Raw genomic sequence first — 22,171 nt, 5'->3', positions numbered from 1 at the left:
GGGCCCCGGCTTCCCGCCGGGGCCGTGCCCATCTCCGGGGCGCCGGTAAGCTCGGGGCCATGGAGTCGACGCAGGACGGCAGGGCCCCCCAGCACCACGCAGTGATCTCGCCGACCCGCAACGATCCCCTCCTGCGCACCCTCTCGGAGTCCGTCGGCGGCCCGCTCGGGGACCACGCCGCCCCGGGGGTCGTGGGCAGTGGTCTCTGGACCCCCGAGCGCGTGCTCATCGTCCTGACGACGCTCGCGGCCGTGCTCGGCGTCGTCCTCAAGGGCTATTGCCGCGTCAACGGGTGGACCACTCCGCAGCACTTCTACGCGACGTGCTACTCCGACCTGCCCACGCTCTTCGGGGAGCGCGGCCTCGCCGAGGGCGTGCTGCCGTTCTTCACCCAGGACGCCCTCTTCGAGTACCCCGTGGTCATGGGGCTCATCGCCGGGGCGACCGCCCTCCTCGTGCCGGGCAGCGGCGTCAGCCAGGCCCGGGCGACGGCGTACTTCGACATCAACGCCGTGCTCGTCGCGATCATGTGGCTCGTCGCCGTGGTGGCGACGGCGCGCTCGAACCGCCGCCGCCCGTGGGACGCCGCGATGCTCGCCATCGCGCCCGGCGCGATCCTCTCGGGCTTCATCAACTGGGACATGTGGGCCGTGGCGCTCCTGGCCCTCGGCATGCTCGCCTTCGCGCGGAACCGGCCCGTGTGGGCCGGCGTGTTCATCGGCCTCGGCACGGCGACCAAGCTGTACCCGATCGTCGTGTTCGGCGCCGTCCTGGTCCTCGCCGTCCGCACCGGCAGGTATCGACCCCTCCTGCTCACGCTCGCCGGCGCCGCGGGCTCGTGGCTCGCGGTCAACGTGCCGATCATGCTCATGAATCCCGCGGGCTGGGCGTACTTCCTCGAGTTCACCCGCGAACGCCCGGCCGGGTTCTCCTCGATCTACTTCGCGTGGAACCTCATGGCCGAGCGGCTGCACTGGATCCTGCTCGACGCCCCGGGGATCAACGCGATGGCCACCGGGTCGTTCGCGCTCGCCTGCGCCGCCGTCGCCGTCGTCGGCCTCCACGCGCCCCGCCGGCCGCGGCTCGCGCAGCTTGCGTTCCTCATCGTCGCGGCGTTCGTGCTGACCAATAAGGTCTACTCGCCGCAGTTCGTCGTATGGCTCATCCCGCTCCTCGCGCTCGCCCGGCCGCGCTGGCGCGACTTCCTCCTCTGGATGGCCGTCGAGGCCGCGCACTGGGCGGCTGTGTGGATGTACCTCGGGCAATGGACGAGTGGCGGCTCGCCGCAGAACAACATCGACTCGCCGTACTACATCGCGGCGATCATCGCCCACATGGGCATGCTCGGGTACCTGTGCGTGCGCGTCGTGATGGACATCTACAACCCGTCCTCGGATCCCATCCGGCGCAGCCGCCAGGATGACCCGCAGGGCGGGGCGTTCGACGGCGCACCCGACGCGGTCACGCTGCGCACCCTGCGCTCGGCGTTCGACCGGATCACGGGGCGGAGTGTCCAGCCGACAGCCGATCGTACCGACGTGGCTCGGGTATCGACGCTCGGCACAATGGACGGGTGACCTCCCGCCAGTTTCCGGAGCCCTTCGACCTCGCCCGCATCGGCGCCGGGCTGGCCTTCGCCGGTTCGCTCGGGGAGCTCGAGGCGGCCCTGAGCCGGCAGGCCGGAAGCCCTGCCGGGCCCGCCGCCGTCGTCCAGGCCCCGCCCGGGACTGGCAAGACGACGCTCGTCCCGCCGCTCGTGGCCAATCTCTTTCTGGGTGGGCCTGAAGACGGGCGCGCGGTTGGCGCGCACGACGGCGGCGCCCCGCCGCGCGTCGTCGTCACCCAGCCGCGGCGCGTCGCCGTCCGGGCGGCGGCCAAGCGCCTCGCAGCGCTCGACGGCTCCGCCCTGGGCGAGCGCGTCGGCTTCACGGTGCGGGGCGGGCGCAAGGCTGGGCCCGCGACCCTCGTCGAGTTCGTCACGCCCGGGATCCTCCTGCGCCGCCTCCTCGCTGACCCGGCGCTCGAGGGCACGGCCGCCGTCGTGCTCGACGAGGTCCACGAGCGCGGCCTCGAGACCGACCTCGCCCTCGGCATGCTCGCCGAGGTGCGCCAGCTGCGCGGCGACCTCACGCTCGTAGCGATGTCCGCTACCCTGGAGGCGCCGCGCTTCGCGGCCCTGCTCGCGGACGACGGCGGGGCCCCGGCGCCCGTCGTCGACTCGCCCTCGGTGCTCCACGAGCTCGAGGTGGGGTGGGTCCCGGCGGGCGCGCCCCGGCTCGACGAGCGCGGCGTAGCGAGGGCCTTCCTCGATCATGTCGCGGACACCGCGGCGGCCGAGCACGGCGCCGCCCTCGCCGCCGGGCGGGACGTGGATGCGCTCGTCTTCCTGCCGGGGGCGCGGGAAGTGCGGCAGGTCGCCGAGCGCCTGCGCGGGCGTGTGGCGGCGGAGGTCCTCGAGCTGCACGGCCAGGCCCCGACCCCCGAGCAGGATCGCGCCGTCTCCGGCCGCGGCCCGGGGGACCCGCCGCGCATCGTGGTCTCCACGGCCCTCGCCGAGTCCTCGCTCACCGTCCCCGGGGTCCGGCTCGTGGTCGACTCGGGCCTGGCCCGCGAGCCGCGGCGCGACGCCGGCCGGGGAATGACCGGCCTCGTCACGGTCTCGTGCTCGCGGGCCTCGGCTGAGCAGCGCGCGGGCCGCGCCGCCCGCCAGGGCCCGGGCCGCGTCGTGCGCTGCTACGACGAGCGCGCCTTCGCGGCCGCGCCGGCCCAGTCGACGCCGGAGATCGCCGCGGCGGACCTCACGTCCGCGGCCCTCGTACTCGCGTGCTGGGGCGCCCCGGGCGGTGCCGGGCTCCCGCTCCCGGACGCGCCGCCGCGGGCCGCGCTCGACGACGCCGTCGCAGCCCTCGCGGCGATCGGCGCCGTCGACGACAGCGGCCACGCGACGGACCTCGGCCGCGCCCTCGCCCGGATCCCCGCCGATCCGCGGCTCGGGCGGGCGCTGCTCGAGGGGGCCGGGCTCGTCGGGGCCCGGGCGGCGGCCGAGGCCGTCGCGCTCGTGGAGGGGGACTCACGGGCGCCCGGGGCGGACCTCAGCCGGCTCCTCACGGATCTGCGCTCCGGCAGGGATCCCGGCGCCCGGCGCTGGGCCGAGGAGGTGCGCCGCCTCGAGCGCCTCGCGGCCCACCCCACCCCAGAACGCGGGGTCAGATCTCAAGGACGCGGGGTCACCTCTCTAGGACGCGGGGTCACGTCTCAGGGCAGTGACCCCGCATCGCAGGGACATGACCCTGCATCGTGGGGAGGTGACCCCGCGTGGGGGGTGGGGGCCGTCGTCGCTCTTGCCTTCCCCGGCTCCGTCGCGCGGCGCGTGCCCGGGGACCGCGAGCAGTACCTCCTGGCCTCCGGCACGCGCGCCGGCCTGCCGGCCGGGAGCGGACTCGCCGGGCACGAGTGGCTCGCCATCGCGGAGGCCTCGCGGACCGAGGGCCGCGACGCGGCGGGGACGGGCGCCGTCATCCGCGCCGCCGCCCCCATCACCCAGGACCTCGCCGAGCGCGCCGCCGATCACCTGCTCACGGACCGCGTCGAGGCGCGCTTCGAGAACGGACGCGTCGCCGCCCGCCGCGAGCGGCGCCTCGGCGCCATCCGGCTCGCCTCGACCCCGGTGCGGCCGCAGCGCGAGGAGGGGCACGCCGCCGTCGTGCGCGCCCTCGCGGCGGAGGGGCTCGGCGTGATCGGCTGGTCCGACACGGCGGACGCGCTGCGCCGCCGGCTCGCGCTCGTGCGGCGCGAGCTCGGTGAGCCATGGCCCGACGTGTCCGAGCCCGCGCTCCTCGCCAGGCTCGACGCGTGGCTCGCCCCCGAGGTGGATGCCCTGGCCGAGGGCGCATCCGTGCGCGGGATCGACCTCGCCGAGCCCCTGCGCCGTCTCCTGCCCTGGCCCGACGCCGCGCGCTTCGACGAGCTCGCGCCCGAGCGGTTCGACGTGCCGAGCGGCTCGCGCGTGCGGATCGAGTACCCTGCGGTCGATGCTGGCGACGGCGCGCAGCCGGTGGTCGCTGTCAAGCTCCAGGAGTGCTTCGGCTGGGCCGAGACGCCGCGGCTCGTCGACGGCCGGGTGCCCGTGATCTTCCACCTCCTCTCGCCGGCCGGGCGGCCGCTCGCTGTGACGGGCGACCTCGCATCATTCTGGTCGGGCCCGTACGCGCAGGTGCGGGCCGAGATGCGCGGCCGCTACCCCAAGCACCCCTGGCCCGAGGACCCGTGGACCGCGGTGGCGACGGCTAGGACGAAGCGTCGGATGTAGCGGTCCAGGTGACCCCGCATCGTTGGGAGGTGACCCCGCAACGTTGGGGCGGGCGGGCGCCTAGACTTGGCCGGTGGCCCACCTCGACCTCTCCGGCATCGACTACTTCCTCTCCGACGGCACGCAGCTGCTCAACGGCGTGACCTTCAAGGTCCCCGACGGGTCCAAGACCGCACTCATCGGGCCGAACGGCACGGGCAAGACGACCCTGTTCAAGATCATCGCCGGAGACCTCGCCCCGGACGAGGGGACCGTGGGCCGCTCGGGCGCGATGGGCGTCATGCGGCAGTTCATCGGGCATATCCGGGACGATTCGACGGTGCGGGACCTGCTCCTGGGAGCCGCGCCGTCCGACGTCGCGGCGGCGGGCCGGGCGCTCGACGACGCCGAGCTCGCCATGATGGAGGACGACGGCGAGGCCACCCAGATGCGCTACGCCCACGCGATCGCCGAGTGGGGCGACGCGGGCGGGTACGAGTGGGAGACCGTGTGGGACGAGGTCACGATGGCCGCGCTCGGGGTGCCGTACGAGCGCGCGCAGCACCGTGCGGCGTCGTCCCTCTCCGGCGGCGAGCAGAAGCGGCTCGTGCTCGAGGCCCTCTTCGCGGGCCCCGACGAGCTCCTGCTCCTCGACGAGCCGGACAACTACCTCGACGTGCCCGGCAAGCGCTGGCTCGAGGCCCAGCTCGCCGAGTCCCGCAAGACGGTCTTCTTCATCAGCCACGACCGCGAGCTGCTCAACAACGCCGCCGAGCGCATCGTCACGCTCGAGCCGGGCATCAACGGCGCGAGCGCGTGGATCCACGGCGGCGGCTTCGGCTCCTACGTCGACGCCCGCGCCGAGCGGAACGCGCGCTTCGAGGAGCTGCGCAAGCGCTGGGACGAGGAGCACGCGAAGCTCAAGGAGCTCGTGACGATGTACAAGACCAAGGCCGCCTTCCGCTCCGACATGGCCAACCGGTACCACGCGGCGCAGACCCGGCTCGAGAAGTTCCTCGCCGCCGGCCCGCCCGAGGCCCTGCCGCTCGAGCAGAACGTGCGCATGCGACTGCGCGGCGGGCGCACCGCGAAGCGGGCCGTCGTCGCGGAGAGGCTGGGCCTCACGGGGCTCATGAAGCCGTTCGACGCCGAGATCTGGTTCGGGGACCGGGTCGCCGTGCTCGGCTCGAACGGCTCGGGCAAGAGCCACTTTCTGCGGCTGCTCGCCCTCGGGGGAACGGACCCCGAGCGGGAGCCCCTGCCGGTCTCCGACGTCGTCATCGCCCCGGTCCCGCACGAGGGGACCGTGAAGCTCGGCGCCAGGATCCGGCCTGGCTACTTCGCCCAGACGCACTCGCGGCCGGACCTCGCGGGCCGGACGCTCCTGGAGATCCTGCACCGCGGCGACGAGCACCGCTCGGGCCTCGCGCGTGAGGCCGCGGCCGGGGCGCTCGACGGCTATGGGCTCGCCGGCCAGTCCGAGCAGAAGTACGATTCGCTCTCGGGCGGCCAGCAGGCCCGCTTCCAGATCCTCCTGCTCCAGCTCTCCGGGGCCACGCTCCTGCTCCTCGACGAGCCCACCGACAACCTCGACCTCCACTCGGGCGAGGCGCTCGAGCGGGCCATCGACGCGTTCGAGGGGACCGTGCTCGCGGTGACCCATGACCGCTGGTTCGCGAAGTCCTTCGACCGGTTCCTCGTCTTCGGCTCCGACGGCACCGTGCGCGAGGCGTCCGAGCCGGTGTGGGACGAGGGCCGGGTCGAGCGGGCGCGGTAGGCGCGCAGCTGGGAGCGTACGAAACTGCACAACTCAGGCCGGAATGGCGGCCGGAGGGGCCACATGAGGGCCAGGGTTGTGCAGTTTCGTACAGGATCGGGCTCCGGCGAAGGCGCTCGGACTCCTACGCAACGGCCGGGAGCCCGAGCGCCGAGGCCAGTGCCGACCCCGCGGCGAGGACCGGGTCGATGACCGGCACCCCGAGCGTCCGGCGGAGATGCGGGGCGATCCCGATGCTCGAGAGCGCGGCCGAGCCGAGCAGGATGACATCCGCCCCGGCGTCGCGCAGATGCGCGGCCTCGGCGACGGCGCCGAACGCGCCGGTGGGGGTGTGGAACCCGGCCGGGTCGGCGACGCCGGCCGGGCCGGCCGTGACGCTGGGCCGCGGCCAGATCGCGTCGGTGACGGCCTCGGGGATGGCCCTCTCGAGGCCGAGGACGCCCGTCGTCCCGCCCATAGCGAGCGCCGCGGCGGCCCCGGCCGCGCCGGCCCCGACGACCGGCACGCGCACGGCGCGTCGGGCCTGGCTCAGGCCGGGATCGGCCGTGCAGGAGATGAGCACGGCGTCGACCTGGCCCTCGAGCTCCCGGGCCATCGCGACGACCTTGGGTGCCGCCTCGGCGAACGACGCCGCGTCATGGACACCGCGGGGCTGGTCCGGGATGCACCGGGTCACGACGTGGAAGCCGTAGGCGCGCTCGAGCGCGCGGCCGTGGGCGTGCTGGAGCCTCGGATCGGATGTGGTCAGCGCGCGGATGACGGCGATTCTCATGATTCCCCCATCGGTGGTTCGGGTGCGGCGGGGCCCATGGGTGCGGCCCTCGGTCCCGACGCTACGCCGACGAGATTTCACCGCCGTGACGGCGCAGTAACGAACCCACGCGGCGCCGCGCGCTTAGGCTGTGCCCCATGGGGAAGCCACGCGCGCTTGCGCTCGTCCTGTCCGCCGCGCTGCTCGCCGGCGCCCTCGCCGCGTGCGACGACGGCCGGAAGGCCGCTGCCCAGCAGGCCGTCGGGCAGCTCGCCTCCGCGCTGTCCGCGCTCGACGTCGGCGGCGTGCCGATGCGGGGCACGGAACCATCCGCCGCGCAGGCCCAGGTCGAGGCCGCCGTCGAGGGGCTCGACGGGGCGAAGCCGGCCGTCGTCGCCGTCGAGCCGACGATCGACGGCGACCGGGCCGACGTCGTCCTCGACTACCGCTGGACGCTCTCGGGGCAGGAGTGGACCTACTCGACGACGGCGAGCCTCGCCCGCGAGGGCGACCGCTGGCTCGCCGAGTGGCGGGCGGACGTGCTCGCGCCGCAGCTCGCCGCGGAGGAGGTGCTCGTGCTCGAGGCGACCGCGCCCGAGCGGGCCGAGATCCTCGGCGCCGAAGACGCGAAGCTCGTGACCTCGCGGCCAGTCCTGCGCGTGGGGATCGACAAGACCAAGGTGGCCGCGGAGGGGCAGGAGGCGGCGGCGAAGGCCCTCGCCGAGCTCGTCGGCATCGACCCCGCGGTGTTCGCGCAGCAGGTCGCCGCCTCGGGGGAGCGGGCCTTCGCAGAGGCGATCGTGCTGCGCGACGAGCCCGCGCGCAGCCCGACCGACGAGCAGATCGCCGCCGTCCCGGGCGCCGTGACGGTCAAGGACACCCTCCCGCTCGCCCCGAGCCGGACCTTCGCTCGCCCCGTCCTCGGCAGCGTCGGGCAGGCGACCGCGGAGCAGGTCGAGGCCTCCGAGGGCGCGCTCCAGGCCGGCGACGAGACCGGGATCGGCGGCCTGCAGGCCCAGTACGACGCGCAGCTGCGCGGCAAGGACGGCCTCGCCGTCTACGCCCAGCCCGCTGAACTCACCGCCGAGGCCCTGCGCGCGGACCCCTCGGTGCGGCGCACGCTCTTCTCCGCGGACCCGGTGCCCGGGACGCCCCTCAAGACCACCCTCGACCCTGGGCTCCAACAGCTCGCCGAGGACACGCTCGCCGGGGTCGGGCGGGCGTCGGCCCTCGTCGCGCTCCGCCCGTCCGACGGCGCCGTGCTGGCCGCCGCGTCCGGCCCAGGCAGCAACGGCTACAACACGGCGATGCTCGGCCAGTACGCGCCGGGCTCGATCTTCAAGACGGTCGACTCGCTCGCGATCGTCCGCGCGGGCGGATCCGCCGAGACCCGCGTGCAGTGCCCGGAGACCCTCACCGTGGACGGCCGGACGTTCTCCAACGCGCCCGGCTACCCGGCGTCGTCCCTCGGGGACATCACGCTGCGCGACGCGTACGCGCACTCGTGCAACACGGCCTTCATCGGCCAGCGCGGCGCGGTCTCGCAGGGCCAGCTCGAGGCGGCGGCGACCGCGCTCGGCGTCGCCGTCGACCACCCGGGCCTCGGTGCGGCCGCGTTCCTCGGCTCCGTGCCGGGGACGGCGGACGGCACCGAGCACGCCGCGTCCATGATCGGCCAAGGGAGGATCCTGTACTCACCGCTCGCGGCGGCGATCATGGCGGGCTCGGTCGCGAAGGGCTCGCCGGTCTCGGCGCGGCTCGTGGTCGATCTGCCGGCGTCGGCCCCGGCGAGCCCGGCGGCGACGGGGGACTCGGCGTCCCCGACGGCGGCACCGAGCCCGACGGCGTCGCCCGCACCCGGGGTGACCGCCGCCGAGGCGGGCGTCCTGCAGGGCCTCATGCGCGCCGTCGTCACGAGCGGCCACGCGGGCTTCCTCGCCGCCATCCCCGGCGCGCCTGTCGGGGCGAAGACCGGCACCGCCGAGTTCGGCGCCGACACCCCGCCCAAGACGCATGCGTGGATCATCGGGACCCAGGGCGACCTCGCCGTCGCGGTGTTCGTCGAGGAGGGCGGCTTCGGCGCGGAGGTGTCGGGGCCGCTGCTGACGGCGTTCCTGACGGCGGCGGGGTGACCCCGGGTCGCAGGGAGGTGACCTCGCATCGTTGGGAGGTGACCCCGGGTCGCAGGGAGGTGACCTCGCATCGTTGGGAGGTGACCCCGGGTGTCAGAGGAGGAAGATCGGAAGAGTCCCGGGATGGTGCGCGTGCACGATCACGAGGAACACCACGAGGTCGAACAGCAGGTGCACCGCGACGACGTAGGCGAGCGAGCGCGTGATCGAGAACGTGAACGCCTGCAGGAGCGCAAACGGAATGGTCAGCGCGGGCCCCCACTCGCGGTATCCGAGCTCCCAGAGGAACGCCACGAACGCGACCGCCTGCAGCAGGTTCGCGAGCCAGTCCGGGAAGTGCCGGCGCAGGAGCACGTAGACCGTGCAGACGAAGAACAGCTCGTCCCAGATGCCCACGGCGTTGACGCCCACGAAGAGCCTGGCGATCTCGTCCGGCGCGGCGACGGCCGGCCAGTTCCGGTAGGCGCCCGAGGTGATGAAGTAGAAGGGCAGGATGAGCCACGCAAGAGCCACCACGAGCACGAGGTACGCCCACTGCGCGCGGGTCCACGCGTGGTCCCCGCGCCATGGGAAGCCGATGGCCCGCTCGCGGAACACGTGGCGGGAGACGATGTACGGCACGGCGACGGCGAGCGACAGGACGATGCCCATGAGCGCCATGTTCGGGTAGGAGATGTCCGCCTCGACCGAGATCGTCGAGACGATCACGAGCCCGGTTGCGATGAGCGCGAGGCTCCGCGCGAGCGCCCGGTCAGTCAGCGCCGCGAGGGCCAGGCCGGCGGCCATGACCGCGTAGCCCGGCAGCGGCGCCCGCAGGGCGTAGAGCAGGACGGCGGAGCCCGTCACGAGTGCGGCTGCCGCCACGGCCGTCGGGCGGACCCGCGGCGGCGCCTCGGTCCCCTGAGCCGTGCCCTTCACCATGGCCACAGACTATGCCACGGTCCCGACGACCGTGATCATTCGATCATCATCTGCTTTCGTTTGATACGCTGGAATCCATGGAGACCGACGAGAGGCACCGCCTCATCGCAGCGATAGTGCGCGCGCGCCGCACCGTCGGCGTCGCCGAGCTCGCCTCGGAGACCGGCGTCTCCGAGGTCACGGTCCGCCGCGACCTCGGCGTGCTGGAGGAGCGCGGCGTCCTGCGCCGGCGGCACGGCGGGGCCGAGAGCCTCCTGGGCCGCGGCGAGGACCCGGGCTTCGGGCAGCGGCGCATCGAGAACGCCGAGGGCAAGGCCCGCGTCGCCGCCGCGGCCGCCGCGCTCATCCAGGACGGCGAGAGCCTCATCCTCGACTCGGGCACGACGGCGGTCGAGCTCGCCCGCGGCCTCGCTGGCCGCCGCGCGACCGTCATGCCCCTCTCGCTCCAGGCCGCGACGGCCCTCGCGGACGCCGCGGGCATCGAACTCGTCCTGCCCGGTGGGTCGATCCGCCGCGGAGAGCAGGCCTTCGCGGGCCCCACGGCGGAGGCGGGGGTGCGAGCGCTGCGTGTGGACACCGCCGTCGTGGTCCCCTGCGGGCTCACGCTCGCGGACGGGCTCACGGCCTACGACCTCGCGGACGCGAGCATCAAGCGGGCCGCCGCCGAGGTCGCGGCCCGGACCATCGTCCTGTGCGACGAGGGCAAATGGGGCCGCGTGGCGCTGGCCCGCGTGGGAGCATTGGGCATGGCCAGCGTCCTCGTGACCGACCATGCGTGCACCCCCGAGGAAACCGAGTACTTGACCACCCACGGCATCGAGGTCGTCACCGCATGAATCCCGAGAACACCACGCCGTCCGCGCCCACCACGCACAGGAAGCCCCCAAGCTCCCGCGCCGTGCGCGCCGCCGCCCTCGCGGTCTTCGCGATCTTCGGCACGAACGGCTTCGTGTTCGCGAGTTGGGCCGCGCGCATCCCCTCCGTGACGGACATCCTGGGTCTCTCGACCGGGCAGATGGGCGCCCTCCTGCTCATGATCGCCGTCGGCTCGCTCATCGCGATGCCGCTCACGGGCACCGTCGCGGACCGAATCGGCCTCAACCGCACCGTGCGGCTCGGCGGGATCCTGGCCGCAGCCGCCGGCACCGCTGTGGCCGTGGGCCTGCTCATGGCCTCCGTGCCCGTCGTCGCCGTGGCCCTCGCCGTGTTCGGCGCGGGCATCGCCCTCTGGGACGTGGCGCAGAACATCGCCGGGGCCGACGTCGAGCACCGCCTCGGGCGCACGATCATGCCCCGGTTCCACGCGGCCTTCTCAGGCGGAGCGTTCGCCGGCGCGATGCTCGGGGCGGGCCTCTCCGCCGCGGACGTCTCGCTGCCGATGCACCTGTTCGCGATCGTCGTCGTCGTGCTCGCGGTGATCCTCGTCGTGCCCCGCTACTTCCTCGCGCACGACGCCGGCCACCCGGCCCCCGCGGGCGAGGCGGCGGGTGGCGCCGCGGCAGGAACAGCGGCCGCCGAGCAGCCCGGGAAGGCCCGCGGCGGCGCCCTCGCCGCGTGGCGGCACCCGCGCACGCTGCTCATCGGCGTCGTGGTCCTCGGCGCGACGCTCACGGAGGGCGCGGGCAACGACTGGATCTCGAAGGGCGTCGTCGACGGACTCGGTGCGAGCGAGGCCGCGGGCGCCTCGCTCTTTGCGGTGTTCGTGGGCGCCATGACGGTCGCCCGCTGGTTCGGCGGCGGCGTGATCGACCGGATCGGACGGGTCGCGGCCCTGCGGATCAGCATGGTCTCGGCGCTCATGGGCCTCACGGCATATTCCCTTGCGGGCACCTACTGGCTCTCCGCCGTCGGCGCAGTGCTGTGGGGCCTCGGCGCGGCGCTCGCGTTCCCCATGGGCATGTCAGCCGCGGCGGACGATCCCCGGCACGCCGCCAACCGCGTCGCCGTCGTCTCGACCATCGGGTACATCGCGTTCCTCGCTGGCCCGCCGTTCCTCGGCTACCTCGGCGACCACGTGGGGCTGCGCCCTGCGCTGCTCGCGATCCTCGTTCCCATCGCCCTGGCCCTCGTCCTCGCGGGGGTCACCCGCAAGGAGCCCGCCCCTGTCGCCGGCGTCGCTGCCGGCGGGGCCGGTGAAGGCGCGGCGGCCGAATCCGTGGGCCGCCCGGAGGCCGGCGCGTAGGGCTGGCCGGCCCGTGGCGCGCCCGGAGGGCGGCGCGTAGGGTTGCCCGCATGATGAGCGAGCCCGTCAGGGTCCGCCGGCGCCTCCGCCCGCCGGGCCGGCCGCCGTTCCATGCCGTCGAGGGCATGGACAGGGCGCTCGTGCGCAGGATTGCGAGCCTGCCGCGCGGCCCGTGGGACAGGGCTCTCGTGTGGCTCACGCGGGCGGCGACGAAGTCCAAGCTGTGGATGGCCGTGGCCGCGCTGCTTGCCACCCGTAAGGGCCCGCCCCGCCGTGCGGCCGCCCATGGCCTGCTCGCCGTGGCAGTCGCCTCGGCGGTCGTGAACATCGTCTTCAAGACGATCCTCCCGCGCGCCCGGCCCGAGCCGCACCACCTCCCGGTCCACCGCTTCCTGCACCCGCAGCCCACGAGCTCGTCCCTCCCGAGCGGCCACTCGGCGTCGGCCGCGGCCTTCGCCACCGGCGTCGGCATCGTCAGCCCGCCCCTCGGGGCGGCGCTCGCCCCCGTGGCCGCCGGGGTCGCGTACTCCCGCGTGCACACGGGCGCGCACTGGCCGAGCGACGTCGTCCTCGGCTCGGCCATGGGGGTGGGTGCGGCCTTCGTGACGCGCTCGTGGTGGCCCCGCCAGGAGGCCCCGCCGCCGCGCACCCTGACCGCGGCCACCGCTCCCGCGCTCGACGGCGGCCGGGGACTCGCCGTCGTCGTCAACCCGCTCAGCGGGGAGGTGGAGCAGGACGTCCTTGCCGCCCTGCGCGTGCTCTTCCCGCACGCGCTTGTGCACGAGCTCGAGCCGGACGACGACGTCGCCCGCGCGGCCCGGGATCTCGCCGCGACGGCGGGCATCCGCGCCCTCGCGGTGTGGGGCGGGGACGGGACCGTGGGCACCGTTGCCGGGGTATGTGCTGAGGCGGGCCTGCCGCTCGCGGTGCTGCCTGGCGGGACGTTCAACCACTTCGCGCGGGACGCTGGCGCGCTCGAGCCCGCGGAGGTTGCCGAGGCCGTGTCCGCCGGCCGCGCGGTGCGCAGCGACCTCGGCAGGGTGCGCGCCGAGCGCGGCGCCGCGGACGCGCCCCAGGTCCAGGAACTCGTCATGCTCAACACGGCGAGCGTGGGCCTCTACCCGGACCTCGTGCGGCGCCGGGACCACTACCTGCACCGCGTCCCGATCCTGCGCAAGCGCGGCGCCGCGGCCGTCGCCGCCCTGCGGACCTTCGTTGGCGGCGTGCCCACCCGGCTCACGGTCGACGGCGTCCCGCACCGCCTCTGGACCCTCTACGTGGGCCGCGGCCGCTATTGGCCCAGGGACCTCGCCCCCCTCGAGCGGCCCCTTCTCGACGACGCCGTGCTCGACGTCCGGTCGGTCAACGACGACGGGCGCTTTGCCCGCCTGCGCCTCGCCGCGGCCCTCGTGACGGGCACGACGGCGAGCTGCCGCGTCGTGCGCATGGGCGACCGAGAGGGCGAGGCGGCGCGGCTCGACGTCCGCGCGGACGACGGTGCACTGACCCTTGCGATCGACGGCGAGGTGCTGCCGGGCGTCCGCCGCGCCGAGCTGTGGGTCGAGCCGGGCGCGCTCACGGTCTACTCGCCGCTCGCCCCAGACGGGGAGTAGCCCTCGGAGTAGTCCTGGGGGAGGAACGTCCCCGGCGAGGTTCATCCTCCCGGGCGTCGCGCCCGCAGGTCGGCCGCCCCTAGCGTGGAGGTGTCAGCCAGCGCGGTGCACGAGCCGCCGGCTGGACCAACGACATCAACCCCAGGGGGACCCATGATCCAGGCGACAGACCTGGCCAAGGTGTATGGCGAGAAGACGGCCGTGGCAGGCGTGACCTTCACGGTCGAGCCCGGCCGCGTGACGGGCTTCCTCGGGCCGAACGGCGCCGGGAAGTCCACGACGATGCGCATGATCATGGGGCTCGACGCCCCGACGCGCGGCACCGTGACCGTCAACGGCGAGCCCTACGCGAGGCACCGCGCGCCACTGCGCGAGATCGGCGCACTGCTCGAGGCACGCGCCGTGCACCCCGGCCGCTCAGCCTTCCAGCACCTGCACGCCCTCGCCGCGACCCACGGCATCCCGAGCTCCCGCGTCGGCGAGGTCATCGACATGACCGGCCTGGGCGCCGTCGCCCGCAAGAAAGTCAAGGGCTTCTCGCTCGGCATGGGGCAGCGGCTCGGGATCGCCGCCGCCCTCCTCGGCGACCCTCAGGTCGTCGTGCTCGACGAGCCCGTCAACGGCCTCGACCCCGAGGGCGTCGTGTGGGTGCGCAACCTCGTCACATACCTGGCCAGCGAGGGGCGCACGGTGTTCCTCTCGAGCCACCTCATGAGCGAGATGGCCCAGACCGCGGACCATCTCATCGTGATCGGCCGCGGCCGGATCATCGCGGACGCCCCCATCAGGGACATCCTCGACGGGCAGGGCCGCGCCCGCTCCCGCGTCCGGACCGACAGCCCCGCCGAGCTCATCGCCCTCCTCGCCCGCGAGGGCGTGAGCATCGCGGCGCAGGAGGACGGCCACCTCGAGGTCACGGGGCTCGAGCCGCGCGAGATCGCCCGCGCCGCGCTCGGCGCCGGGATCCTCGTCTACGAGCTCACGCCGCTGCAGGCGTCCCTCGAGGAGGCCTACCTCCAGCTCACGCGGGACGACGTCGAGTACGAGTCCCACCCGGCCCAGGCCGGCGGCGGCGCCGCGCCTGGAGTCCCGGCCACTGCAGGCCCGGCCACCCTCAGGGAAGTGATCCGATGAGCACCCTCACCAGCAGCGCCCCCGCCAGCTCCGCCAACCACGTCCCCGGCCCGAGCTTCCTCCGCGTGCTCAACGCCGAGGCCATCAAGACCCGAACACTCCTCTCGACCACGATCCTCCTGCTCTGCGCGGTCGCCCTCATGGCCGGCTTCGCCGCGCTCCAGGCGTGGGGCACGGGCGAGTTCACGCGCGCCGCGGCCACCGACCCCGAGGCGGCCGCCGCGCTCGCCCAGCAGGGCGGCGACATCGCCCTCACGATCCCGACCGCCGCCGTCTCCTTCACCCAGCTCATCATCGGCGCCCTCGCCGTGCTCGCCATGAGCTCGGAGTTCACGACCGGAATGGCCCGCGCGACGTTCTCCGCCGTGCCCCAGCGGCTGCCGGTGCTCGCCGCGAAGCTGCTCCTCGTCGTCGTCCTCGCGTTCGTGGTCACGTACTCCGGGGCGATGCTCGGCGGGCTCGCGGCCCAGCCGATCGTGCAGGAGTACGATCTGGCCCTTGACCTCGCGTCGCAGGACGTCCAGCGCTCGATCCTGCTCAACGGCGTCTACGTCGCGGCGGTCGCGGCCATGGGGCTCGGCCTCGGGACGCTCCTGCGGAATTCCGCGGGCGCGATCGTCACCCTCGTCGCGGGGCTGTTCGTGTTGCCGATCATCTTCCAGCTCATCCCGGGTGAGTTCTTCGAGGAGGCCCGGAAGTACCTGCCCACCAATGCGGCCTCGGCCATGGTCCAGTGGGGCGTCGATCCCGTCGCCGGCAGCCAGCTGCTCGAGCCGTGGCAGGGCGCCCTCATCCTGGCCGGCTATGTCGCCGCCCTCGTCGTCGGCGCGGCGGCGAGCCTCAAGGCCAGGGACGTCTGAGCGCACGACGATGGAGCGCATGGGCTCCCCGGCGGCACAGCACGCACCCGCGGCCCCGGCCGTGCCGGCCCTCGCGGTCCCGGCACGGCCGGGGCGCGTGCGCCGCTACCTCGCGGAGCACCCCGCGCTGGTGGACTGGATCGTCGTCGCGAGCGCGCTCTTCCTCTCGGTGCCGCTCTTCGTCGAGTACGCCCTGCACCGGTTCTGGTGGTTCGGGGCCCTCCTGATCCTCCAGCAGCTGCTCCTCGTGTTCCGGCGCCGCGCCCCGTGGGCGGTGCTGGCCGCGGCGGTCGCGATCGAGGCGGCGCTCCTGTTCTCCTCGCCGCACAGCTCGATCACGAGCGTCTCCGTCCTCTTCGCGCTCTACGCGCTCGCGACCGCCGTCCCCGCCGCCGCGGCCATCCCCGGGGTCCTCGCCGCGGCCCTGCCGGCCTGGATCTACTACGCGTTCGTCTACAGGCCGGACGGCGAGTACGTCCCCGACAACGGCCGCTACGTCGGGCTCGTCGCGGCCGCCTCGGTCGCGCTCATGTACGTCCTCGCCGCGGGCCTCGGCATGTGGGTGCGCGGCAACCGCCTGCACCAGGCGGACGTGCGGGCGTGGGCTCTGCGTCGCGCCGAGCTCGCCTCCGTGCAGGAGCGGAACCGGATCGCGCGGGAGATGCACGACGTCGTCGCGCACTCCCTGACCGTCATGGTCGCCCTGAGTGACGGCGCCGCGACGGTTGTCGCGAAGGACCCGGAGCGCGCCCAGGAGGTCCTCGGCGAGCTGTCCCGCACGGGCAGGGCCGCCCTCGCGGACATGCGGCGCGTGCTCGGCGTCCTGCGCGAGGACGCGGGCGGGGCGAGCCGCGCGCCCTCGCCCGGGACGGGCTCGCTGCAGTCGCTCGTCGCGGGCTTCCGCACCGCAGGGCTCCCCGCCGTCCTGACGCTGCTCGGCGGGCCGCTGCCCGAGGACGCGTCCTTCCAGCTCGCCGTCTACCGGATCGTCCAGGAGTCGCTCACGAACGCGCTGCGGTACGGGCGCGGCGTCGGCCGGGCGGACGTCGTCGTCGCCCGCGAGGACGGGAGGGTGCGGATCCACGTCGAGCACGACGGCACCGTCCCGCCGGAGGGGGCGCGGCCGCAGCTCGGCACGGGGCGGGGCATCGCGGGCATGCGCGAGCGGGCCGCGATCTACGGCGGGACACTCAGCGCCGGCCCGCGCCCTGGGGGAGGATGGGCCGTGGAGGCCACGCTGCTCTGGGCGGAGCCGAACGGTGACTGAGGGGGACTCATGGGGGGATCCGGGACAGGGGACAGCGCGACCGAGGCCAAAGACGGCGCGCTGCGGCTCCTGCTCGTCGACGACCAGCCGCTCCTGAGGATGGGCTTCCGGCTCGTGCTCGAGTCGGAGGAGGGGATCGAGGTAGTGGGCGAGGCCGGGGACGGGGCCGCGGCGGTCCGGCTCACCGCGGAGCTCGCGCCCGACGTCGTGCTCATGGACGTGCGCATGCCCGTCATGGACGGGATCGAGGCGACCCGGCGGATCGCCGCGGACGGCGAGGCCCGCGTGATCATCCTGACGACCTTCGACCTCGACGAGTATGCCTTTGCGGGGCTGCAGGCCGGGGCGTCCGCGTTCCTGCTCAAGGACGTGGCCCCCGCCGAGCTCGTGACCGCCGTGCGCGTCGTGGCGAGCGGCGACGCCGTCGTGAGTCCCCGCGTGACCCAGCGCCTCCTCGAGACCTACGTGCGCGGGGAGGCAGTAGCGGAGGCTGAGGGGAGCGGCGCCGGGCGGCCCCGTCCCGCCGCCGCGCCCGAGCCCGACCCGCTCCTGCAGGAGCTGACCCCGCGCGAGCTCGAGGTGCTCCGGACCATCTGCGAGGGGCTCAGCAATGCCGAGATCGCCCGGCGGCTCTACCTCTCCGAGGCGACGGTCAAGAGCCACGTCCGGCGGATCCTGACGAAGCTGCACCTGCGGGACCGCGTCCAGGCCGTCGTCTACGGCTACGAGACGGGCCTCGTGGTCCCGAGCAACCCGGACTACTGAGCCGGCCTCTGCTTCGGAACCTCGGCCGCGCCGTGGCCGCGCCCCTATCGGTTTGTCGGGGGATCGGAGCAGAATGGCCGCATGCGGCCCTTCCTGCTCCTGGCCTCGCGCGAGCACGACATCGTGGCCGACGACGAGTACCGCGCCTTCTGCGAGTACTCGGGCCTCGGACCCGAGCAGCTGCACCGCGTCCGCGCCGAGGCAGGCCCCCTGCCGGAGATCCGCCTCGATGACTACTCGGGCGTGATGCTCGGCGGGAGCCCGTTCACGGCGTCGGACCCGGAGGAGTCCAAGGACGAGGTCCAGCGGCGCGTCGAGGGGGAGATCTCCGCGCTCCTGGACGTGATTGTCGCCGAGGACTTCCCGTTCCTGGGCGCGTGCTACGGCGTCGGGCTCCTCGGCGCGCACCGGGGCGCCGTCGTCGACCGGCACTTCGGCGAGGCCGTGGGGCCTGTCAAGGTGCGCCTGAGCGCCGCGGGCCTCGCGGACCCGCTGTGCGCCGGCCTGGACCCGGTCTTCGACGCGTACGTCGGGCACAAGGAGGCCATTCGGACACTCCCGAGGGACGCGGCGCTGCTCGCGGGCTCGGACACGTGCCCCGTGCAGATGTTCCGGTTCGGCCGCAACCTCTACGCGACGCAGTTCCATCCCGAGCTCGACCTCACCGGCATCGAGCGGCGCATCGAGGCCTACCGGCATTCGGGGTACTTCCCGCCTGACGAGGCCGAGGCCGTCAAGGAGCGCGCTTTCGGGGCCCTCGTGACCGAGCCGCAGAAGCTCCTGCGGAACTTCTGCCGGCTCTACGCGCGCGGCTGAGGGCGGCCCGGGCCGGTTGAGCGGAGCCGAAACCCCCGCTGGCTAGAGTGAACCCATGCCTACCGCCGCGCACCGCCACGCCCAGGACCTCGGCCGCTTCGTCATGGCCTCGCCGTCGAGCTTCCACGCCGCGGCGGAGGGCGCCCGGCGGCTCGGGGAGGCCGGTTTCGAGGTGCTCTCCGAGACCGAGGAGTGGCCGACCGGCCCGGGAGGCTACGCCGTCGTGCGCGACGGCGCGCTCATCGCGTGGTCCGTGCCCGACGGCGCCGGGCCGCGCACGCCGTTCCGCATCCTCGGCGCGCACACCGACTCGCCGTCGTTCAAGCTCAAGCCCAAGCCCACGACGGGCCGGCACGGCTGGCTCCAGGCCGGCGTCGAGGTCTACGGCGGGCCGATGCTGAACTCGTGGCTCGACCGGGAGCTGCGGCTCGCCGGCCGCCTCGTGACGCACGACGGCGGGCAGCACCTCGTGGCGACCGGCCCCCTCCTGCGCTTCCCGCAGCTCGCGATCCACCTCGACCGGACCGTCAATGACGGGCTCACGCTGGGTAAGCAGCAGCACATGAACCCGGTCTGGGGGCTCGGCGAACCGTCGTCGGCCGACCTCCTCGGGCTCCTCGCCAAGGCCGCAGGGGTGGACGCCGCGAGCGTGGGCGGGTTCGACGTCGTCGCGGCGGACGCCCAGGAGCCCGCCGTCTTCGGAGCGCACGAGGAGCTCTTCGCCTCCGGCCGACTCGACAACCTCTCCTCGGTCCACGCGGGCCTCGTCGCCCTGCAGCGGGCCCACGAGCACCCGTCAGCCGGAGGCGACTCGATCGCCGTCCTGGCGGCCTTCGACCACGAGGAGGTCGGCTCGGCGTCGCGCTCGGGCGCCTCGGGGCCGTTCCTCGAGGACGTCCTCGCGCGCATCGGCGACGGGCTCGGCGCGGCGGCGACCGACCGGCGTCGTGCGCTGGCGGGCTCGTGGCACCTCTCCGCGGACGCCGGCCACGCCCTCCACCCCAACTATGCCGAGCGGCACGACCCGGCCAACCACCCCGTGCTCAACGGCGGGCCGCTGCTGAAGATCAATGCGAACCAGCGGTACGCGACGGACGCGCCGGGCGCGGCGCTCTTCGCCGCGCTGTGCACCGAGGCCGAGGTGCCGTACCAGGAGTTCGTCTCCAACAACGACCTGCCGTGCGGCTCGACGATCGGCCCGCTCACGGCGACGCGGCTGGGCATCCGGACGGTCGACGTCGGCATCCCGCTCCTGTCGATGCACTCCGCGCGGGAGCTCGCGGGCCTGCAGGACCCGTGGCGGCTCGCGCTCGTCGCCGAGCGCTTCTTCCGCCACTAGCGGGCGACGGCGCCCGGCGGCGAGGGCACGGAGCGCGTCTGGGCTGCCTCGTCGCGGGCGGTCTCGAGCAGTGCGGCCTGGAAGGCGATCTCCGCTGCCGGGCGGACCCGGTCGTGCCGGTGTGCGAGCAGGATCCTCCGCGAGGGGGCCGTCCGGCCGAGGGAGAGGATGCTAACTCCGGGGTGCTTGTTCACGACGGCGGTACGGGGCGCCAGGGCGACCCCGAGACCCACGCTCACCATGGCCTGCGCCTCCTGGTAGTCGTTGGCCTGGAAGGCGATGCGCGGGACGAATCCGGCTGACTGCGCGCTTCGTTCCAGGACCTCGACGACGGGGTGCTCGTCGGCGCGCACGATCCACTCTTCCTTGGACAGATCTGCCATCTGCACCTGGCGGCGTCGCGCGAGCCTGTGCTCCTTGCCGACAATGAGCACCGTCTCGTCCTCGAACACCGTCGTGAGGGCAAAGCTCTCGGGACTGATCCTGTTCCATTCGTAGTCCCACAGGAGCGACATGCCGACCTGGCCGTTCTCGAGCATCTCCACGAGCTCTCCGAACCGGCTGCTGCGGACGTGCAGCTCGATGGCCGGGTACTGCTTCTTGAAGCGGCTGATCACGAGCGGCAGGAACGACCCGCCCAGAGTGGGGAAGGTGCCGACGGTCAACGTCCCCCGCCGCAGGCCTGCGATCTCTGCCAAGTCGGCCTCGGCAGCGGCGAGCTGTCGCAGGATGCGACGTGTGTGCGCCGCGAGGACGTGGCCTGCCTCGGTAGGGACCATGCCCCTCGGCTGCCGCTGGAGCAGCGGCTGGCCGATCTCCTCTTCAAGACGCCGCAGCTGCTGGGAGACGCCGGAGGGCGAGTAGACGTGCTTCTCCGCTGCCGCCGTGATCGAGCCGAGCTCGACGACGTCGAGCAGCAGCTCGAGCCTGCGGACGTTGAGCATTTCCGTTCCCTCTCTGAAGACCTACTTCAACATCATGAAGTCTATGTGACATCGGCTGCACACACTGCGCGTCAGGGGACCACATGGATCGTTGGTGACGACGTCGACCGGGGTTCCGCACGGCTGAAGCCGACCACGATTGAAGTAGAAGTGCACAGGGCTTCAGATATCTGTGATGGTAATTCACTCTTCCCAGGGCAACACTGAATGCAGCCGGACGGCGCCGAAACGCCTCCCCGGGACAGGCTTCAGGAGAAGAACCAAGATGCACAAGATCCCTGCGACATGGATGCGCGGAGGCACCAGCAAGTGCTGGGTGTTCGAGTGGGACAGCCTCGAGGTGCCGGGCAAGGACATCGACGAGGTCCTGCTCCGCCTCTTCGGCAGCCCGGACAACCGGCAGATCGACGGCGTGGGCGGGGGGACCTCCACGACGAGTAAGGCTGTCATCCTCGCGCCGTCCTCGTCCGACGACGCGGACGTCGACTACACGTTCGCCCAGGTCGGCATCGACGAGCAGCGTGTGGACTGGGGCAGCAACTGCGGCAACTGCTCCGCCGTCGTGGCCCCCTATGCCATCGCCCGGGGCTGGGTCCCCGCGGGCACGGAGTCCACCTCGGTGAGGACTCTGAACACCAACACCGGGCAGCTGATCCTCCAGAAGGTGCCCACGCCGGGAGGCCGCCTGCCGGAGAACGGCACCCAGATGATCCCCGGCGTCCCCTTCCCAGGCCTGCCCGTGGGCATGGGCTTCCTCGATCCCGCCGGGCGGACCACCGGCAGGCTGTTCCCCACGGGGGAGCACGTCGACAAGCTGGCCTTCGACGGCCGGCAGGTGCAGGCGACGCTCATCGACGCCGGTGCGCCCGTCGTCATCCTCGACGCCGCGGACCTCGGCCTGACCGGCCAGGAGACGGCCGCCGAGATCGACAGCCGGCTCGAGCTGCTCGTCCACCTGGACGACGTGCGGCGGGATGCAGCGGTCCTCATGGGCCTGGCACCGACCCGTGCCGAGGCCGAGCGTGCGGTCCCCAAGCTGGCGATCGTCGCCCGGTCCGCGGACGGCAGCGGAGCAGACCTCGCCGTCCGCATGCTGTCGATGGGCCGGCTCCATCCCGCGCTGGCGATCACCGGCAGCGTCGCCCTCACCATGGCGGCCCAGCACGAAGGGACCCTCGTTCGGAACCTCATCACGGGGGACCCTTCGTCGGGGCTGACCATGCAGACGCCCGCAGGCCTGATCGAGACGTGGGCCGAGGACCGCGACGGAGTTCCCGTCGTGGGTGCACTGCGCAGCGCGCGGCGCATTGCCGACGCAGAACTCCTGCTCCCGGCGGCATGGTAGCCGCCACACTTAAACCGTGTCCGGTTCGCCGCGAAGT

Annotated in this window: 17 protein-coding genes; 14 read left to right on the top strand and 3 right to left on the bottom strand. The window is 73.8% G+C overall.

Annotated features, from left to right (window positions below; all coding sequences use genetic code 11):
- Window positions 1-59 precede the first annotated feature (59 nt).
- The 3 genes from BV907_RS02120 (at window position 60) to BV907_RS02110 (ending at window position 6,065) form a co-directional block, all read left to right on the top strand.
- Window positions 60-1,577, top strand: a complete 1,518-nt coding sequence (locus tag BV907_RS02120) for a glycosyltransferase family 87 protein (RefSeq protein WP_175637331.1) — start codon at window positions 60-62, stop codon at window positions 1,575-1,577.
- Window positions 1,550-4,309 carry an ATP-dependent helicase HrpB gene (gene hrpB, locus BV907_RS02115; RefSeq protein ID WP_139346562.1) on the top strand — a complete coding sequence of 920 codons (2,760 nt, stop codon included), beginning with the start codon at window positions 1,550-1,552 and terminating at the stop codon, window positions 4,307-4,309. Before BV907_RS02120 ends, hrpB begins: the two co-directional genes overlap by 28 nt.
- A gap of 73 nt (window positions 4,310-4,382) precedes the next feature.
- Window positions 4,383-6,065, top strand: coding sequence for an ABC-F family ATP-binding cassette domain-containing protein (locus tag BV907_RS02110; RefSeq protein WP_077488011.1), 1,683 nt, complete (start codon window positions 4,383-4,385; stop codon window positions 6,063-6,065).
- Window positions 6,066-6,189: 124 nt separating this feature from the next.
- Here the strand turns inward: BV907_RS02110 and BV907_RS02105 are convergent, their stop codons facing one another.
- Window positions 6,190-6,837 (bottom strand): aspartate/glutamate racemase family protein, encoded by a 648-nt coding sequence (locus BV907_RS02105; RefSeq protein WP_077488010.1) that lies wholly within the window; start codon window positions 6,835-6,837, stop codon window positions 6,190-6,192.
- Between the two features lie 137 nt (window positions 6,838-6,974).
- Here BV907_RS02105 and BV907_RS02100 point away from each other — a divergent pair, with 137 nt between their 5' ends.
- A complete protein-coding gene (locus tag BV907_RS02100) occupies window positions 6,975-8,948 on the top strand; it encodes a penicillin-binding transpeptidase domain-containing protein (RefSeq protein ID WP_077488009.1) in 1,974 nt (657 codons plus the stop codon).
- Between the two features lie 93 nt (window positions 8,949-9,041).
- On the opposite strand, the gene BV907_RS02095 is transcribed toward BV907_RS02100, so the two are convergent.
- Entirely contained in the window at window positions 9,042-9,869 is an 828-nt protein-coding gene (locus BV907_RS02095) for a CPBP family glutamic-type intramembrane protease (RefSeq protein ID WP_077488008.1), read from the bottom strand.
- 77 nt (window positions 9,870-9,946) lie between these two features.
- Here BV907_RS02095 and BV907_RS02090 point away from each other — a divergent pair, with 77 nt between their 5' ends.
- The 9 genes from BV907_RS02090 (at window position 9,947) to BV907_RS02050 (ending at window position 19,845) form a co-directional block, all read left to right on the top strand.
- Entirely contained in the window at window positions 9,947-10,705 is a 759-nt protein-coding gene (locus BV907_RS02090; RefSeq protein WP_077488007.1) for a DeoR/GlpR family DNA-binding transcription regulator, read from the top strand.
- Window positions 10,702-12,051, top strand: coding sequence for an MFS transporter (locus BV907_RS02085; RefSeq protein WP_077488006.1), 1,350 nt, complete (start codon window positions 10,702-10,704; stop codon window positions 12,049-12,051). Before BV907_RS02090 ends, BV907_RS02085 begins: the two co-directional genes overlap by 4 nt.
- A 50-nt stretch (window positions 12,052-12,101) precedes the next feature.
- The gene (locus tag BV907_RS02080) at window positions 12,102-13,664 is read left to right on the top strand and encodes a bifunctional phosphatase PAP2/diacylglycerol kinase family protein (protein ID WP_245827747.1); all 1,563 of its coding nucleotides are present in this window, start codon (window positions 12,102-12,104) and stop codon (window positions 13,662-13,664) included.
- A gap of 153 nt (window positions 13,665-13,817) precedes the next feature.
- Window positions 13,818-14,798, top strand: a complete 981-nt coding sequence (locus BV907_RS02075) for an ABC transporter ATP-binding protein (RefSeq protein WP_077488005.1) — start codon at window positions 13,818-13,820, stop codon at window positions 14,796-14,798.
- Complete coding sequence (locus BV907_RS02070; RefSeq protein WP_077488004.1) at window positions 14,795-15,658, top strand: ABC transporter; 864 nt, start codon at window positions 14,795-14,797, stop codon at window positions 15,656-15,658. The genes BV907_RS02075 and BV907_RS02070 overlap by 4 nt, the downstream gene beginning before the upstream one ends.
- A gap of 19 nt (window positions 15,659-15,677) precedes the next feature.
- Window positions 15,678-16,925 carry a sensor histidine kinase gene (locus BV907_RS02065; RefSeq protein ID WP_077488003.1) on the top strand — a complete coding sequence of 416 codons (1,248 nt, stop codon included), beginning with the start codon at window positions 15,678-15,680 and terminating at the stop codon, window positions 16,923-16,925.
- A gap of 9 nt (window positions 16,926-16,934) precedes the next feature.
- On the top strand, window positions 16,935-17,690 hold the full coding sequence (locus BV907_RS02060) for a response regulator (RefSeq protein ID WP_077488002.1): 756 nt from the start codon (window positions 16,935-16,937) through the stop codon (window positions 17,688-17,690).
- 81 nt (window positions 17,691-17,771) lie between these two features.
- A complete protein-coding gene (locus BV907_RS02055) occupies window positions 17,772-18,506 on the top strand; it encodes a glutamine amidotransferase (protein WP_077488001.1) in 735 nt (244 codons plus the stop codon).
- Window positions 18,507-18,561: 55 nt separating this feature from the next.
- Entirely contained in the window at window positions 18,562-19,845 is a 1,284-nt protein-coding gene (locus tag BV907_RS02050) for a M18 family aminopeptidase (RefSeq protein ID WP_077488000.1), read from the top strand.
- Here BV907_RS02050 and BV907_RS02045 read toward each other — a convergent pair.
- On the bottom strand, window positions 19,842-20,789 hold the full coding sequence (locus BV907_RS02045) for a LysR family transcriptional regulator (protein WP_077487999.1): 948 nt from the start codon (window positions 20,787-20,789) through the stop codon (window positions 19,842-19,844). The genes BV907_RS02050 and BV907_RS02045 overlap by 4 nt on opposite strands.
- A 265-nt stretch (window positions 20,790-21,054) precedes the next feature.
- On the opposite strand from BV907_RS02045, the gene BV907_RS02040 reads away from it, so the two are divergent.
- Entirely contained in the window at window positions 21,055-22,134 is a 1,080-nt protein-coding gene (locus BV907_RS02040; RefSeq protein WP_077487998.1) for a PrpF domain-containing protein, read from the top strand.
- Window positions 22,135-22,171: the final 37 nt, after the last annotated feature.

The organism is Sinomonas mesophila (genome assembly GCF_001999765.1).
In the GTDB taxonomy this organism is placed as follows: domain Bacteria; phylum Actinomycetota; class Actinomycetes; order Actinomycetales; family Micrococcaceae; genus Sinomonas; species Sinomonas mesophila.
The sequence above is the reverse complement of the archived record's forward strand: the minus strand, read 5'-3'. Positions and strand labels throughout refer to the sequence as shown.